Here is a 16604-nt window from a genome sequence, read left to right on the forward strand (position 1 = left end):
TTTGGAGGTGGCCCGATGGACTGCGACCCCGGGGATTCGGTGGTGCTCCGCTGGAGTCGGCACCCGCGCTGTGTGGGCCTGGCACGGTCGGAGCTGCGGAAAGCGCTCGCGGGGTGGGGGCTCGCGCCGCTGGAGGAGTCGGCCGTGCTCGTGCTGTCCGAGCTGCTGACCAACGCGGGGCGGCATGCCCGCGTCTCGCCCGGACGGGAGATCGAGACCTGGTACATGCGGATGTCCGACACCCTGCGTATCGAGGTGCACGACGCGTCGTCGGACTGGCCCGAGGTCCGCGAACCGGACCTGGAGGCGCCTGACGGCCGAGGGCTCGCGCTCGTCGCCGCGCTCTCGGACGAATGGGGGGTCAGGCACCGTAACGGGCCCGGAAAATCAGTCTGGGCCGAGCTGTCCCTGCACGCCTTTCACGAGTGAGCCGACGCACGGGATGACGGGGCGGCCGTCAAGTAGCGGGGCCGCCGGTACGGGGCCGCCGGTACGGGGCCGCCGGTGATCGACTCGTGAATAGACTCGTCGCATGAGTTCCTTCGATTCCCACCTGCCCGCGCTGACCACCGAACAGGCCGAGTTTTTGCGGGAGTTGGTGCGCCAGTACCACGCCCGGCAGGGCGACTCCGTGACCGTAAGCGGCGACACCGTGCACGCGGACCCGGGCACCCGGTCTCTGTACAACCTCGCCGAGCAGTGCCGCCGCGCCGAGCCCGGAGCCTGGCCCCAGCTCGTAACGGACCACTTCGACGCCCTGAACAACGCGACACGTTCGGCGGACGCCGGCGGCGAGGACATACTCGGGCGCGTGTATCTGCGGCTCATGCCCGACGACGCCCTCCCGGCCGACGCGGCGGAGTCGTTCAGCTACACGCGGCCGGTGGCGACCGGGCTGCTCGAAGCGCTCGCACTGGATCTGCCGGACTCGGTGCGGCTGCTGCACGACGGGGACGTCGCCCGCGTCGGTCTGGAGGAGCTGCGCTCCGCCGGGCGCGCCCGGCTGGTCGGCGAGCCCGTCGATCACGACGTGGCGCGGACGGACAGCGGCGCGACCGTGCATCTGGTGACGGGCGGGTCGATGTTCGTCGCGAGCAAGGCGCTGGTCCTGGGCGATCTGGCACGTACGCTGACCGGCCGCGAACTCCCCGACGACGGGGCCCTGTTCACCGTTCCCAGTCGGCACTTTCTCGTCTTCCACCCGCTGGAGGACCATCACGCGGTCGGCGCGATCAACGATCTGGCCTCGTTCGGCCTCGGGGCGTACCAGGACAACCCGGGCCCTCTCTCGCCCCGTATCTACTGGTGGCACAAGGGCACCGTGACCTGTCTGACCCACATTGACGAGGCGACTGTCAGCTTCTCCGTCGTCCCGCCGGACGACCTGATGGCGATCCTGCGCCGCCTGAACGACACGGCCTCCTAAGACGGCCTCCTAGGCGTCGTCCGGGGCGGCGTCCGCTTGGTGCGTTCGCGTGAGGCCGCCGCGTCGCGGCTGGTCGGGTGGGCGCGTCGTTGCCGCGTTCACCCGACCACCTGACATTAGGGTGCGATCGCAGGGAGGGGACCCCAGCCGCGTTTCGGCGCACCGGACGACAGTCTAAGAGGACCCATGGCCGTAGAGATCTCACCCCTGATCAAGCCCGCTCGATTCAGGCGTCGAGCGACTCTCGGAGGCGAATGCCTGGCAGAGTTCCTCGGCACGTTTGTTCTTATCGCTTTCGGGTGCGGTGTCGTGGCGATGGCCGTCGCGGCCCTTCCCGGCTCGGGCCGCACCGAAGGACCCACCACCTTCTTCATCAGCGCCGGTGACTGGCTGCTGATCACCTGGGGCTGGGCGATGGCCGTGACGTTCGGCGTGTATGTGGCCGGCGGAGTCAGCGGAGCGCACATCAACCCGGCGGTGACCCTGGCGTTCGCGGTGCGCCGCAAGTTCGCCTGGGTGAAGGTCATCCCCTACATGCTGTCGCAGCTCGCCGGGGCGTTCGTCGGTGCCGCGCTGGTGTACGGCGTCTACTACGACGCCATCAACGCCTTCGACGCCGCGTCGAAGGGGCCGAAGACGAACGGTCACACGCTCGCGTCGTTCTCGATCTTCGGTACGTTCCCGGCGCCGTATTTCAACGGTGGTATCTGGGGACCGCTGATCGACCAGATCGTCGGCACGATGTTCCTGGTGATGTTCATCGTCGCCGTGGTCGACCTGCGTAATACCGCCGTGAAGGCCAACCTCGGTCCACTGATCGTCGGATTCATCGTCGCGGCGGTCGGCATGTCGTACGGAGCGAACGCGGGCTACGCGATCAACCCGGCCCGTGACCTCGGTCCGCGTCTGCTCACCTGGGCCGCGGGCTGGGGGGATCTGGCGATGCCAGGCACCCTGGCCGGGGCTTTCGACCACTACTGGTGGATCCCCATCGTCGGGCCGCTGATCGGCGGTGTGATCGGGGTGCTGATCTACGACCTGTTCATCGGCGACGTCCTCCATGTCCGGGCACAGCGAGCCGTCCCGCAGGAGGTGGGGCGGACCAAGCCCGAGAGAGGTACGGCCGAGGGCGGTAGCTCACGAGGAGTGGTTGACGAGGAGTAGCGACACTCGGCCCACACGCACGGGGCGGGCGGTCAGGGACGGAGAACCCGTCCGCGACCGCCCGCCCCGTGCGTATTGACGGGTCGTCAGAACGACTCGGTCGGCACGTACACGCCCCACACCTCCCGCAGCGCGTCGCAGACCTCCCCCACCGTCGCCCGCGCCTTGAGCGCCCGCTTCATCGGGTACAGCACGTTGCCTGTCTCCTCCTCCCCCTCACCCTTACCCTCACCCCGTGCCGTCCTGCGCAGTTCGGCCAGCGCCGCGTCCACCTCGCCCTGGTCGCGATCCGCGCGCAACGTCGCCAGCCGGGCGGCCTGTTGGGCCTCGATCGCCGGGTCGACGCGCAGCGGCTCGTACGGCTCCTCCTCGTCCAGTCGGTAGCGGTTGACGCCGACCACCACGCGCTCCCCGCTGTCCGTCTCGCGCGCGACGGCGTACGCGCTGCGCTCGATCTCGCCCTTCTGGAAGCCGCGTTCGATGGCCTCGACCGCGCCGCCCAGGTCCTCGACGCGGGTCATCAGCGCCAGCGCCGCCTCCTCCACGTCGTCCGTCATCCTCTCCACGGCGTACGAACCGGCGAACGGGTCGACGGTCGCGGTGACATCGGTCTCGTACGCGAGTACCTGCTGTGTACGCAGCGCGAGCCGCGCCGACTTGTCCGTCGGGAGCGCGATCGCCTCGTCGAAGGAGTTCGTGTGCAGCGACTGCGTACCGCCGAGGACGGCGGCCAGCCCCTGCACCGTCACCCGGACGAGATTCACCTCGGGCTGCTGCGCCGTGAGCTGCACACCCGCCGTCTGGGTGTGGAAGCGCAGCATCAGGGACTTGGGATTCTTCGCGCCGAATTCCTCCCGCATCACCCGGGCCCAAATACGGCGCGCGGCACGGAATTTGGCCACTTCTTCGAGAAGGGTCGTACGCGCGACGAAGAAGAACGAGAGCCGGGGCGCGAAGTCGTCCACGTCCATTCCGGCGGCGACGGCCGTACGGACGTATTCGATGCCGTCCGCCAGCGTGAACGCGATCTCCTGCGCGGGCGTCGCCCCCGCCTCCGCCATGTGATAGCCGGAGATCGAGATCGTGTTCCAGCGCGGAATCTCCGTACGGCAGTACTGGAAAATGTCCGCGATCAGCCGCAGTGAGGGTTTCGGCGGGAAGATGTAGGTGCCCCGCGCGATGTACTCCTTGAGCACGTCGTTCTGGACGGTGCCGGTGAGCGCGGTGGCCGGTACGCCCTGCTCCTCGGCGATGAGTTGGTAGAGCAGCAGCAGGAGCGCGGCCGGGGCGTTGATCGTCATCGATGTGGAGACCTGGTCCAGCGGGATTCCGTCGAACAGGATCCGCATGTCGTCGATGGAGTCGATGGCGACTCCGACCTTGCCGACCTCGCCGCTCGCGATCGGCGCGTCGCTGTCGTGGCCCATCTGGGTGGGTAGGTCGAAGGCGACGGAGAGGCCGGTCGTGCCATGGGCGATCAACTGGCGGTAGCGGGCGTTGGACTCGACGGCGGTGCCGAAGCCCGCGTACTGGCGCATGGTCCACGGCCGGCCGGTGTACATCGTCGGGTACACGCCTCGGGTGTACGGGTACGAGCCCGGCTCGCCGAGGCGCTCGGCCGGGTCCCAGTCGGCCAGGGCGTCGGGGCCGTAGACCGGCTCGACCGGCAGGCCGCTCTCGGTCCGCCGTGTGGATGCCTTGTCGCCGGGCTCGTGCGCCGCCATTCGCTCCGCCTCCGTCGTTGCTGTTCAGAGTCTGTTCAGGGTTGTCGTCGCGTCCATCATGCGGGCGGTGCCGGCGGGGCGGGATGAGCCTTCCGGAGTGTTTCCGATTTCGTGTGGTTGCGCGTGACGGTGTTCATCAGGAAGGCTCGGCGGCCGGGACATGCTTTCCTTTCGCGGCTCCACGGGGTGAAATTCCGCCGCCGGGAAGTTTTTACGCGAAGACGCACTCGTCCGGGCAACCGGAACGGGTTCTGAGCTGTCTTACGGAGATAGATGCCGGTTCAACGGATCGGCAGCTCTACGGCTCGGCTCTACGGCTCGGCTCAAAAGACACTCGCACTCGCCATCGGACCGCTCAGTGGCAGACAGGGGGACGAAGTTGCCCAGATCATCAACCCAGTTGCGTACGCCCGCGCTCCGCGTCGCGCTCGCCACCGGTGCCGTACTCGCGCTGACCCTGACCGTCGGCTGTTCGGCGCAGGGGGTGACCGATAGCGCGGGCGGGAGCGACGACAAGCAGGGCCGCGGCAGCGACGTCCGGATCGAGCCGGCGGGGCCGGCGTCGAACACACCGTCGGACAAACCGGCCGCCGCGTCGAAGCCGCCGGCCACACCGTCCACGCCGGCGACGCCGTCCGCGAAGCCGTCCGAGAGCGCGACCGAGAAGCCCGCGCCGCCGAAGCCGGAAACCGTGCTGGCGAGCGGCGACGAGGGCGACCAGGTACGCGAACTCCAGGCCAGGCTCCGCCAGATCGCCCACTTCAACCGTGCCCCCACCGGCTACTACGGCTCGGTCACGGCCGACGCCGTCTCCTCCTTCCAGGCCAAGCGCGGGCTGCCGCGCACCGGCACGACCGACACCGTCACCTGGCAGAAGCTGCTCGGGATGACGAAGAAGCCGACCGCCGCGCAGTTGCGCCCGCCGGCCGCCGAGAAGCCCGCGCCCAAGCCGGATGCGCGGTGCATGACGGGCCGGGTGCTGTGCATCAGCAAGACCAGCAGGTCGCTGTCGTGGATGATCGACGGCAAGGTGATGTCGACGATGGACGTCAGGTTCGGCTCGCAGTACACGCCGACCCGTGAGGGCGTGTTCAAGGTGGGCTGGAAGTCCAAGGACCACGTCTCGACGCTGTACGACACCCCGATGCCGTACGCGATGTTCTTCAGCGGCGGCCAGGCGGTGCACTACTCGGCGGACTTCGCGGCCAACGGCTACACGGGGGCGTCGCACGGATGCGTCAACGTACGTGACAAGAAGAAGATCGCGTCGCTGTTCGACCAGGTGCGGACCGGCGACAAGGTCGTCGTCTACTGGTAGGCGCTCGATACCCGCAAGGCGGGTGAGTGAGTTGAGTGAGAGGCGCGGGCGGGACCGGGGGAACGTATCCCGCCCGCGCCAACTGTGCGTCGAGCCGAAGGTACGGGGGGAACCCCGGCTCAGACGCGGCCGATGACCAGTCGGCTCACTCTTTACTGCGCCACGGTGAGAAAAAACGTCACACCCTGATTCGGGGCGCCGGTCCTGGCCGAAAATCGCGGTCGGTCAGACCTGGGCCTACGGCGTCGGAGCGGCCGACTCACCGGAGTCGGAGTTGGCGCCCGGGACCGCCGGGAGCAGGGGCGGCGGGTTCGCGCTGTCGGGCTCCGGCGGGCCGACCCCGATCGTCTCGCCGTAGTCGCCGCCCGGCCAGTCGATGGGCGGTCCCTCGGACCCGCCGTTGGAACCGCCGTCGGTTCCGCCCTCGCTGCCGCCGTCGGTTCCGCCGCTGTTTCCGCCCTCGGAAGGGCCCTCGGAGGGGCCCTCGCTCTGCGGGCTGTCGACACCGCCACCGCCGCTACCGCCGCCATTGCCACCGTAGCCGTAGCTGGGAGCGCCCTCGTGATGCTCGTCGTCGTCCGGATCGTCGGGGTCGTCGCTCAACAACCGGTCGCAGAAGCCGGTGACACCCTGGGGGCCTTCGGCCGCGTCCTCCAGGAGCGACTTCTTCTCCGCGGCGATGGTGCCGTCGCGGTGGTCGTTGCAAGCCTGGACGAGCTTGGCGTACCAGTTCTCGCGGTCGCCTTCCTTCCAGTTGCCGCCCGAGGACGCCTCGCCCTTGCGCTCCTTGTCCCCGTCCGCCGCACCGCCGGACGCACCCGTCGTCGTGTGGGAGCCGGTGGCCCCGGGGACCGTGCCGCCCGGAGTGTCGTGCGGGCCGGCCGGGGGGCTGCCGCCGTCCGGCGATTCGGACACCAGGGGTTCGGGTGTCACGGCGTCCGAGACAGAACTCGCCGGCGGCTGCGGGCTGTCACCCGCCGAAGGCGCGTACAGATAACCGGCTCCGGCGGCCACACCGCTGACCGCGCATCCGGCCACGGCGGCCACCACACCCAGCCGCAACGGCCGCCCGAAGGACGGGAACCGTCCCCCGCGGCGCTCGGGCCCGAGCCGTACGGTCGCCATGCCGTCGACCGCCGTGCCGTCGACCGAGGCGGTCCGCCCCGCCGTCCCGACCGCCTGCCGGTACGCGGCGAGCGCGGCGGCCTCGCCGGGCAGTTCGGCCGAACCCTCGTCCGGCACATGTGCGGCTTCCTCGAGAACCCTGGCGAGCCGGTCGGCCCGCTCCTGGGCGCGTATGTCGGTGGTCTCGACCGGCCGCCCGCGCAGCAGAGACTCCGCGACGACATGGTCGAGCCACGTATCACGCTGGTGGGCCATCACATGTCCTTCTGCGTCCCCGGCGGCGAATGCGTCACACCGGCCGGCTGCGGAGCGCCATGGTGGCGAGCGCGCTGCGGTGGCACGGATCCCAGTCCCAGGGCGTTCGCCGCGCCACCGTGCACGATACGGTCGGCGGCGTCCGTACTCGCCGGATTGTCCGGATCGTCCGCGCCCAGCAGCTCGGCCAGCCGCTTGAGTCCGCGGTGCGCCGCCGTCCGTACGGCACCGGGCCGCTTGCCCAGTGTCCGCGCCGCGCTTTTCGCGTCGAGCCCGACCACGACGCGCAGGACGACGGCCTCGGCCTGGTCCTGCGGGAGTTGGGCGATCAGCGCCATCGTCGTACCGGTGGACAGGGCCTCCATCGCCTCGTCGGCGGTGTCGGAATCGGCGGCCTTCGCGGCCAGCTCCGTCTCGTCACTGCCGGACGCCGGCCGCCGGCCGCGCATCCGTATGTGGTCGAGGGCGCGGTTACGGGCTATCCGCGCCGTCCAGCCACGGAAGCGGTCGGCGTCGCCACTGAAGCGTTCGAGGTCCCGGGCTATCTGGAGCCATGCCTCAGAAGCCACGTCCTCGGCATCAGGCTCGCCGACGAGTGTTCGTATGTAGGCCAACAGCCGCGGGTGCACGGCGCGGTACACAGTCCGGAACGCGTTCTCGTTCCCGTCCTGTGCCGCGAGCACCGCGGCGGTCAGCTCCGCCTCGTCCCCCAGCACTCCACACACAACCTGTCCTGAATCGCGGCTGGTCACTGCCGCGCGCCCCCACGCGCTCCTGCACGCTACGGCCTCCCGGACACCCAAGTCCATATTTTGTACAACCAGCAACAACCTGCCACCCGACCCGGGTGTGACAGAAAACGCTCTCCCGGCGCTGAGATGAGTACGGGGCCGCACAGCGTCCCCGCCGGACGACGACCGGGGCCTCTCCTGTGGGGGGTGGCGGCCCCGGTCGTCCTCTCCAGCCGGGTCAGCGCTCGAAAAGCACCGGGTCATGTCCCACGCGACCATGACGCTGAGTGCCGTGAGTTCCGCGTCGTGAGCCGCTAGCGAGCCTTCACGTCGAGAATCTTGAAGCCGTAGGCCGGCAGGCTGACCGTGTACTTCGTTCCCTTGACGGCGGGGGCCTTGCCTCCGTTGTAAAGATCTTTCGGCGTCTGCGTCGTGTCGATGCCCGTGCCCTTCAGGTCCACGGTCACCTTCTTCGCGGAGTCGCTGAAGTTGTAGAGGAGCAGTGCCGTCTGCTTGCCGTTCTCGCTCGTGCGCCGCATCGCGTACGCCTTGGGGTCGTCCCCGGTCGACACGCGTGTCCGACTGGCCGCCGGGAGAAGGGCCTTGTTGGTGTTGACGGTCTTCAGCACCTTCTCCCAGTTGGTCTTGAGCTTGGGCGACCAGCGGATGTACTGGTCGTACATCCCTGAGCCGTAGAGGATTCCGGACCCGGCGAGCAGCGCGGCTTCCTGGACGCGCATCACATCGTCCTGGGGATACGTGGGGTAGGTGTGCGGATCGAGGTTGGTGGCCGGGTCGTCGCCCCAGATGCTCCAGGCGTACGTGGTGGCGCCCATCTCGCGAGCGACGTCGGTGTTGTGCAGCGCCGCTTCGAGTCCGTCCGCGTCGGTGCTGCCGTCGACGATCCGCGTGTAGTCGTTCGACGTGTCGGTGTCCTTGTAGTTGAACCAGGAGTTGATCCCGAACTTCTGGTAGTCGGCCGCCTTGGCCGGGTCGTTCTTCTCGAAGGTCAGCCACTTGTCGTTGCTGGTGTACGACGTGGGCAGATCGACCGCGACGTTCTTCCAGCGGGGGTCGGTGGTGCCGACGTCCCACATGAAGCCGTCGATGCCGGTGTCGAGCCAGAACTTCTCGATCCGCTCCACCTCGGCGGTGTTGGTGGGCAGGTCGTAGTCGAAGCCGGGGCCGAACCACAGCTTCCAGTAGTAGGCGCCGGCGCTCTCGCTGTACTCCCACTTGCTCTGGCCGGGCGGTCCCTGGCGCAGGGTGGGCAGCGGGTCGGTCGGATCCGTGGTCCAGTGGAAGGAGCTGACTTCGCGTGAGGTGCGGTCACCGGCCGCGTACTGCTTCTCGGCGGTCTTGAAGTACGGCGATCTCTCGTCCATGTAGATGTTGACGAAGTAGGAGACGACCTTCATCCCCTTGCGGTGCGCCGTGGCGACCAGGTTCTTCCAGTCCTTGATCGTGCCGTTCTGCGGCGGGACCGAGTAGAAGTCGAGCGGGGAACAGCCGTCGCAGGTGTTCTTGTCGCCGTTGTACGGGTTGAAGAAGGCCAGGACCCGAATTCCACGGCTCTTGAGGTTGTCCAGGTCCTTCTCGATGTCCGTGTACTTGTAGTCGAAGTACGTGCTGTAGTACCACATGAACCCGTTCAGGTTCTGGAAGTCGTTGCTCTGCGGGGCCTTTCCGGCTTTCGCCGCCGGTGCCTTCGAGCTGGTGGCCTCGGCCGGTCTTTCGCCCGACGCGAGCGTCAGAGGCACCGCGAGTGCGAGACCGAGCGTCGCGGCCAGGGTGGTTCTTATCCTGGAATGTGCCATGCCAATTCTCCTCGTCCCTGAGAGAGAGCTGTGACTGTGCATTCAGGTGGCGCCGTACGGGGTGGGGCGGCTTCCGCTCAGCCCGTCATTCCCGACGAGGTGTAGCCGTCGATGAACCGGCGCTGGAGCAGCAGGAAGGCGATCAGGACCGGGATGACCATGATCATGCCGCCGGCGCTGATGAGCGTGTAGTCCTGGGTGTAGCCGGACTGGAAGGAGAACAGCGCGGTGGAGACGGGCATCTTGTCGCTGCTCTGGATGAAGGTCACCGCGAGCAGGAACTCGTTGTAGGCCCCGAGGCCGGCGACGAGCGCGGCCGTCAGGATGCCGGGCCAGGCCATGGGCAGCACCACGCGGGTGAACACCCGCCATTCGCCCGCCCCGTCGAGACGGGCGGCTTCCTCGTACTCCTTGGGCAGCCCGACCATGAAGGACCGGATGAGCAGGGTGGCGAAGGGGCTGAAGATGGCCCAGTAGATGACGATCAGGCCGAAGAGGCTGTCGTACAGACCGAGGTTGGTCCACATGTAGAACAGCGGGACCAGGAAGAGCTGGATCGGCAGGGCCGTGGTGACCAGCAGGTAGTAGATGAAGCCGTTGCTGCCGGGGACGCGCAGCCGGCTCAGGGCGTACGCCGCGCAACTGGCGATCACGCACACGCCCAGCGCGGTGGCGATGACGATGACCGCGCTGTTGCGCAGGCCCACGCCCATGTTGGCCTGCTGCCAGGCGTCGACGAAGTTGTGCCACTGCGGGTTCGTCGGCAGCCCGAGCGGGTTGGAGGCGATGCCGGAGCGGGTCTTCAGCGAGTTGAACGCGAACAGCAGCATCGGGCCGACGGCGAACAGCGCGAGCAGCAGCAGGACGGCGTAGGTCGCGTACCGTCCGGCCGAGAGCTTCTCGCGGGGTGTCCGGAGGGTCGGCGCGATCTTCACTGTGGTCATATGTCCCACCCCCGGCGGCGCAGGTAGAGGAAGCCGGAGACCGCGATCACGCTGATCATGGCCATGATGACGCCCATGGAGGCGGCGTAGCCGGCTTCTTGGTTGGCGAAGGCGGAGCGGTAGAGCAGGGTGCCGAGTACGTCGGTGGAGCCCGCCGGTCCGCCCTGGGTCAGGATGTAGATGTAGTCGAAGATCAGGAACGACCAGATCACGGTCATCAGACCCAGGAACATCAGGGTCGGCCGGATCCCGGGCAGGGTGATGTGCCAGAACTCCTGCCAGGTGTTCGCGCCGTCGATCCGGGCCGCCTCGTACAGCGAGGGGTTCACCGCCTGCATCGAGGCGAGGAAGATCACGACGAGGAAGCCCCACCACTGCCAGGTGTTGACGAACGCGACCGTGCCGAGCGCCAGGTCCGGGTCACCGAGGAAGTTGACGCCGTTCAGGAACGGCAGGCCCAGCTTGTCCAGGCCCTGGCCGATGCCCTGGTCGGGGTTGAGCAGGCTCTCCCAGATCGAGCCGGAGACGACGGTGGCGACGACGTACGGAATGAAGTACGCGACACGGAACAGCATCTGGAAGCGCTTGACCCGGGAGAGCAGGAACGCTCCGAACAGGCCCATCGCCATGGGCACCGTGAGGAAGAACCCCGTCCACAGGATGTTGTGCCACAGGGCGCTGCGGAACTCCGCGTCACCGAAGAGGCGTGTGTAGTTGTCCAGGCCGGTGAAGTTGGCCGAGCCGAGGCCGGTCCAGTCGGTGAAGGAGTAGCCGATCGACAGGGCGCCGGGCACGGCGATGACGAGGACGTTGACCACCAGCAGCGGTGCCATGAAGGCGAGTCCGATGCCGGTGCGGCGCAGCTTGCTGCGCCGGGCTGTGCGCGGGGGCCTTGAGGGTGGGGCCGCCTTGGGGCGGTCGAGGTGCATGACGGCCACGGGTTCACGCTCCCTTCGGAGCGGGCACCGGCGGGATCGCGCCGGCCTTGAACTCCTGCTGGAACAGCTTGTCCAGGCCCGCGCAGTAGTCCTTCGGGCTGAGGTCGCCGGTGATCACCTTCTCCATCGATTCGTAGATGTAGGTGTCCGACTTGGGCGGCCAGAAGGTCCAGGTGGTGTAGCCGACGTCGGTGGCCGCGTTGAGCGCGATGTAGTGGCGCTCGACCCGTGGGTCGATGTCCTTGGGGAAGTCCGCCTCGGTCACCTTGACGGGGGCGGGAGCCACCCCCGTGGCGGCCAGCCACTCGAGCTGGCGCGGCCCGTCGGAGACCAGGTAGTCCAGTACGTCCACCGCCTGGTCGGGGTGCTCGCAGTCCTTGTTGACGGAGTAGGCGGTGCCGATCGACAGCGGCTGCACGCCCGCGGGCACACCGGTGCTCATGGACGGCAGCGGTGCCCAGTCCCAGGTCGCGTCGTTGCCGGCCGCCTTGCCGAAGTACGGGTCGATCTCGCTGAACGTCCAGGACCCGTTGAAGAACAGGGCCGCGTCTCCGCTCGCCATGTCCTCGTAGATGGCGGTGAACTTGTTGGTGAAGTACTTGCCCGGACCGCCGCCGAACCAGCCCTTGTCGAACCAGCCCTTGAGCACGGAGATGGCTTCCACGAAGACCGGGTCGGTCCACCTGCGCTTGCCGGTCAGCGCCTCGTACAGGGCCTGAGGGCCGGCGAAGGTGTTCCACATCCAGGTCACATGCCACTCGGTGGCGGCCTTGAACTCCGCGTTGCCCGCGCCGACCGGCATGATGCCCTTCGACATCGCGTCCTCGCACAGGTCCTCGAACTCGGTGCGGCTCGTCGGCGGCTTCCAGCCGTGCTTGTCCAGCGTGGCGGGGTTGTAGAACACGGCCATGGTCTCGTAGCCGGAGGGCAGCGAGTAGAGCTTGCCGTCGGCACGGCCGGCGTCCAGCGACCACGACAGCAGATTGTCCGACCAGCCGAACTTGTCGACGTAAGCGTCCAGCGCCAGCAGATTGCCGTTGGCGACGTAGGGCAGGGTCTGCGCCGGGCCCGCGGTGCCGATGATGTCGGGGCCCCGGCCCGAGGCGACGGCGGTCTGGGTGAGCCGGGCGACCGTGTCTATCTGCTTCACCGACATCTGCACCTTGCGCGCGTCGGGACCGGTGGCGGTCTTGTTGTACGCGTCGACGAAGTTGTCCTGGAAGTACTTCTCGATGTCCTTGCTGGCGAAGGCGCCCCAGTACGAGATCTGGTTGCCACTGGCGCCACTGCCCGAACCGCAGGCGGACAGGGCGGACAGCGCGGTGGCGCCCAGCGCGGCGGAGCCGGTCAGTTGCAGGAAGCGGCGGCGTGAGACTGGTGGGGTCATGGCGTGGTCTCCGAGTTCTGAGGTGCCCGGCGCCGGTGTCGGTCTCGGTGTCGTGGCAGGGATCGGTGGGACATCACTTGCTCGTCACCAGCCGTACGGTGCGCTCGGCCAGCTCCGAGATTCGGGAGCCGTCGAAGCCCCGGATCGCGCTGCGGGCGGTGTCGTTGAGGGGCTGGGTGAAGTGGGCCGGCAGGCGCTTCGCGCCGTTGATGATCCCGGCGACGCTGCCGACGGTGGCGCCGTTGGAGTCGGTGTCCCAGCCGCCCTGCACGGTGAGCCCGACGCTGGCGGAGAAGTCGCCGTCGCCCCACAGGAGTCCGGCCACGACGAGGGCGGCGTTGTTGACGGTGTGGACCCAGGAGTAGTGGCCGAAGCGGTCCTCGATGCCCGCGCGGGCCTGCTCCCAGGTGTCGCCGGCCGTGTGCCGGTCGAGGACGAAGCGGATGGCTTCGGCCAGCCTGCTGCGGGGAGGTACGCAGGTCAGGGAGGTCTCGACGGCCTCGCGGGCGGTGCCGGTGAACGCGGCGGCCACGAGTGCGGCGGACCACATCTCCCCGTAGACACCGTTGGCCGTGTGGGACAACTCCGCGTCGCGGTAGGCGAGTTCGGCGGCGGCGCGCGGGTCGCCCGGGTTGACGTAGCCGTAGATGTCCGCGCGTATCTGGGCGCCGATCCACTCGCGGTACGGGTTGTCGATCTGCCCGGCGCGGGCGGGTTCGTGCCCGATGACCAGGTTGCGGTAGGTGGAGCGCTCGGCGGTGAAGGTCTGGGTGTACGGGAGGCGGTCGAGCCATTCGGCGGCCACGTTCTCGCGGGTGTAGCCGAACCCGTACTCCTCGAGGATGTGCAGGCCCAGGATCGTGTAGTCGATGTCGTCGTCGCGCGCGCTCTCGGTGATCCGGCCACGGGTGGTGTACGGCCAGAACTCGCGCAGCTCGAACTCCTCGGGCATCGGGTCGAGCACCGGGATGTAGTCGAGTAGGGGGTAGGCGTCGGCCAGCTCCAGATACTTGCGCAGGTGACTGGCGGTCCAGTGGTCGCCCCATTCGACCGGCTTGCCGAGATTGCATCCCGCGCAGCGGCCGAGCCAGGCGCCCAGTATTCGGTCCCGGAGTTCGGACTCGCCGATCGTCGTTACGGCAGGGGCCTCGGGCAGGCTCGCGAGTATCGCGTCAAGGCCCTCCGGCTCCTCGTAGGCCCAACCGGCCTCGCGGGACGTGGTGCCGAGTTCGTCCAGGACGCGGCGGGCCGCGGCCGGGTCGTCGCCGGAGGCCGCCTCGTGTCCTACCGTGGCGAGTTCGCCCAGCTCGTATCCGCTCTCCTGGCGCTGTGCGATTTCCCAGCGCAGCAGTTGACGGGGGTCGTGGGCATCGTGCTCGTTCACTGTTCGTTGCTCCTGTCGTACATGTGCGAAGAACTTGAAGGTGTGGAGGGCGGGGGTGGAGGGGCAGGCGTGGAGGGCAGGCGTGGAGGGGCGTCAGGCCGACTCGCGGCAGACGAGGGAGTTGGCGATGACGACTTCCCGGGAGGGATCGGCCTCGTCGCCGGTCAACTGGATCAGGAGGGCTTCGGCGCAGGAGCGGCCCACCTCGCGGGCCGGGTTCACCACGGTGGTGAGCGCCGGCGTGATCAGGGAGGCGGCGTCGATGTCGTCGTAGCCGGTGACGGCGAGATCGGCGGGCACCCGCAGGCCACGTTTGCGTGCGGTGTCCAGGACCCCGATGGCGATGAGGTCGTTGGCGCAGGCGATGGCGTCGGGGCTGTCCTCCCGGCCGAGAAGCGCCTCGGCCGCTTCCCGACCGGCGTCACGGGTGAAGTCGCCCCGGACGACAAGTTCCTCGTCGACCTCGCGGTCGCCCTCGGCCAGGGCCCGGCGGAAGCCCGCTTCGCGCAGATCGCTGGGGCCGTTGTGCAGGGCGCCGCCGATGTAGGCCACCCGGCGCCGCCCCTGGTCGAGCAGGTAGCGGACCGCCTGGGCCATGCCGCCCTCGTCGTCGCTGCGGACCAGGTCACCGAGGTCCGCGTCGAAGGGGCCGCCGCCGAGGCGGACCACCGGCATCAGCTTGCGGTGCTTGAGGAAGTCCTTCCTGGTGAGCTGGAAGGGGGCGATGACGACACCGTCGAGGCGCCGTGTCGCCATCTCCCGCAGGAACGCCAGCTCCTGCTCACGGACTCCGTCGGTGTTGCCGACCATCGTGCGGTAGCCGGCCGGCACCAACACGTCGTCCAGGCCGCGCAGCATCATCGGGTAGAAGGGGTTGGTCAGGTCGGGGACGAGCAGGCCGACGGTCATCGTCCGCCGGGTACGCAATCCCTGCGCGAGTGCGTTGGGCTGGTATCCCAGCTCCGCGATGACCCCGAGTACGCGGGCCTTGGTCTTGTCCGACACCGGCCGGCGCCCGGACAACACATGGGAAACCGTGGTGACGGAGACCCCCGCCCGTGCGGCGACCTCTGTCATGCCGACCTGAGACAACTCGACCTCCGTGCAAAACGTTTGGCGTGATCTGGCCGTCACCTTGACCCCGGCCCCGCCGTGTTGTCAAGAGGTAAACCACGTATTAATTGGCGGTTTCCGGGCCTGGCTGTGAATTACGGGCAGACTCTTGACGACCTTTGAGGCATGAGCTTGAGTTGCCGTGCAAATCGTCTTGCATAGATTTTCAGCCAAGGTAAGCAAGCCTTGAAGACAAGGAACGCAAGGAAGATGCCAGTGACTCCATCGTTCGAGCGCGTCTACGGCGCGCTCATCGGACAGGCGGTGGGCGACGCGCTCGGCGCCCCGACCGAGGGCCTTACCCGGCAACAGATCGTCGAGAAGTACGGGTGGATAACCGACTTCGTGGACGACGACCCGGCCGGCACGGACGACACCGAGTACGCGGTGCTGACCGCCCGGGTGCTGCTGGCCCACGGCACCGGGCTGACCCCGGACCAGGTGGGCGCCGCCTGGACCGAGAACCTGGTCAACCAGGTGGGCGGCTTCTACGGCGGCGGGTTCAGCGAGATGACCGCGATCAACAACCTGCGCGCCGGTCTCGCCCCGCCGGTCACCGGCAGCGACAACCACGAACTGTGGAGCGACGGCGCCGCGATGCGGATCGCCCCGGTCGGCATCCTGTGCGCCGGCGATCCGGTCGAGGCCGCCCGGCTGGCGGCGATCGAGGCGCAGGTCTCGCACGCCAAGGACGGGATCTACTGCGCCCAGGTCGTCGCCGCCGGTGTCGCGGCGGCGCTGACCGCGCACTCCTGGCAGGAGGTGGTGGACGCCGCGCTCGGCGCCGCGCCCGCCGACTCCTGGACGGGGCGGACCGTCCGGCGGGCCGTCGACATCGGCTCCGCGAACCGGGACCTGCCGGCGGCCCTGGACGAGTTGTACGAGCGGATCTCGATCTTCCACTACCCCTTCGCCGATGTGGGCCCCGAGGCGACGGCGCTGGCCATGGGCGTCTTCGTCGCCGCACGGGGCGAGTACGTTCCGGCGGTGCTCGGCGGCACCAACGTGGGCCGCGACGCCGACACCATCGCCGCGATGGCCGGATCCCTGGCCGGTGCGCTGCACGGCTCGCAGGCCGTCCCCGGCGAATGGCGCCGGCGGATCAATCTCGTACGCGGCCACTGCATCGCCACGACGGCTGGCACGGACCTCGCCGAACTCTCCCGCGATCTGCACACGGCGCTGCTCGCCAAGGAGACCGCCGTATGACGTCGTCTCGTATGGATCGGAACGGCGCTCCGAGTGCCACCCAGAACGCAGTTCAGGACATTTCACACA

14 protein-coding genes are annotated in these 16604 nt (G+C 68.6%); 5 read left to right on the forward strand and 9 right to left on the reverse strand.

What is annotated here, in order from left to right; genetic code table 11:
* Nucleotides 1-15: 15 nt before the first annotated feature.
* The 3 genes from OG329_RS14370 (at nt 16) to OG329_RS14380 (ending at nt 2590) form a co-directional block, all read left to right on the forward strand.
* On the forward strand, nt 16-429 hold the full coding sequence (locus tag OG329_RS14370) for an ATP-binding protein (protein ID WP_405795431.1): 414 nt from the start codon (nt 16-18) through the stop codon (nt 427-429).
* A gap of 103 nt (nt 430-532) precedes the next feature.
* Nucleotides 533-1426, forward strand: coding sequence for a hypothetical protein (locus OG329_RS14375; protein ID WP_405795432.1), 894 nt, complete (start codon nt 533-535; stop codon nt 1424-1426).
* 186 nt (nt 1427-1612) lie between these two features.
* On the forward strand, nt 1613-2590 hold the full coding sequence (locus tag OG329_RS14380; RefSeq protein WP_405795434.1) for an MIP/aquaporin family protein: 978 nt from the start codon (nt 1613-1615) through the stop codon (nt 2588-2590).
* Between the two features lie 86 nt (nt 2591-2676).
* On the opposite strand, the gene OG329_RS14385 is transcribed toward OG329_RS14380, so the two are convergent.
* Entirely contained in the window at nt 2677-4314 is a 1638-nt protein-coding gene (locus OG329_RS14385) for a methylmalonyl-CoA mutase (RefSeq protein WP_405795435.1), read from the reverse strand.
* A gap of 379 nt (nt 4315-4693) precedes the next feature.
* Here OG329_RS14385 and OG329_RS14390 point away from each other — a divergent pair, with 379 nt between their 5' ends.
* A complete protein-coding gene (locus OG329_RS14390; RefSeq protein WP_405795437.1) occupies nt 4694-5632 on the forward strand; it encodes a L,D-transpeptidase family protein in 939 nt (312 codons plus the stop codon).
* 237 nt (nt 5633-5869) lie between these two features.
* Here the strand turns inward: OG329_RS14390 and OG329_RS14395 are convergent, their stop codons facing one another.
* The 8 genes from OG329_RS14395 to OG329_RS14430 form a co-directional block, all read right to left on the reverse strand.
* Nucleotides 5870-7012 (reverse strand): hypothetical protein, encoded by a 1143-nt coding sequence (locus OG329_RS14395; protein WP_405795438.1) that lies wholly within the window; start codon nt 7010-7012, stop codon nt 5870-5872.
* Nucleotides 7012-7728, reverse strand: a complete 717-nt coding sequence (locus OG329_RS14400; RefSeq protein WP_405795439.1) for an RNA polymerase sigma factor — start codon at nt 7726-7728, stop codon at nt 7012-7014. The genes OG329_RS14395 and OG329_RS14400 overlap by 1 nt, the downstream gene beginning before the upstream one ends.
* Nucleotides 7729-8057: 329 nt before the next feature.
* Nucleotides 8058-9560 (reverse strand): alpha-amylase family glycosyl hydrolase, encoded by a 1503-nt coding sequence (locus OG329_RS14405; RefSeq protein ID WP_405795440.1) that lies wholly within the window; start codon nt 9558-9560, stop codon nt 8058-8060.
* Between the two features lie 77 nt (nt 9561-9637).
* On the reverse strand, nt 9638-10504 hold the full coding sequence (locus OG329_RS14410; protein WP_405795442.1) for a carbohydrate ABC transporter permease: 867 nt from the start codon (nt 10502-10504) through the stop codon (nt 9638-9640).
* Nucleotides 10501-11433: a carbohydrate ABC transporter permease gene (locus tag OG329_RS14415; protein WP_405801834.1), complete on the reverse strand. Its 933-nt coding sequence runs from the start codon at nt 11431-11433 to the stop codon at nt 10501-10503. The genes OG329_RS14410 and OG329_RS14415 overlap by 4 nt, the downstream gene beginning before the upstream one ends.
* Before the next feature lie 13 nt (nt 11434-11446).
* The gene (locus tag OG329_RS14420; RefSeq protein ID WP_405795443.1) at nt 11447-12829 is read right to left on the reverse strand and encodes an ABC transporter substrate-binding protein; all 1383 of its coding nucleotides are present in this window, start codon (nt 12827-12829) and stop codon (nt 11447-11449) included.
* 73 nt (nt 12830-12902) lie between these two features.
* Nucleotides 12903-14213 (reverse strand): ADP-ribosylglycohydrolase family protein, encoded by a 1311-nt coding sequence (locus OG329_RS14425; RefSeq protein WP_405795444.1) that lies wholly within the window; start codon nt 14211-14213, stop codon nt 12903-12905.
* Nucleotides 14214-14306: 93 nt separating this feature from the next.
* The gene (locus tag OG329_RS14430; RefSeq protein ID WP_405795445.1) at nt 14307-15290 is read right to left on the reverse strand and encodes a LacI family DNA-binding transcriptional regulator; all 984 of its coding nucleotides are present in this window, start codon (nt 15288-15290) and stop codon (nt 14307-14309) included.
* 246 nt (nt 15291-15536) lie between these two features.
* Here OG329_RS14430 and OG329_RS14435 point away from each other — a divergent pair, with 246 nt between their 5' ends.
* Entirely contained in the window at nt 15537-16535 is a 999-nt protein-coding gene (locus OG329_RS14435; protein ID WP_405795447.1) for an ADP-ribosylglycohydrolase family protein, read from the forward strand.
* Nucleotides 16536-16604 lie beyond the last annotated feature (69 nt).

The sequence above is a fragment of the Streptomyces sp. NBC_01506 genome, from assembly GCF_045040295.1.
Classification (GTDB): domain Bacteria; phylum Actinomycetota; class Actinomycetes; order Streptomycetales; family Streptomycetaceae; genus Streptomyces.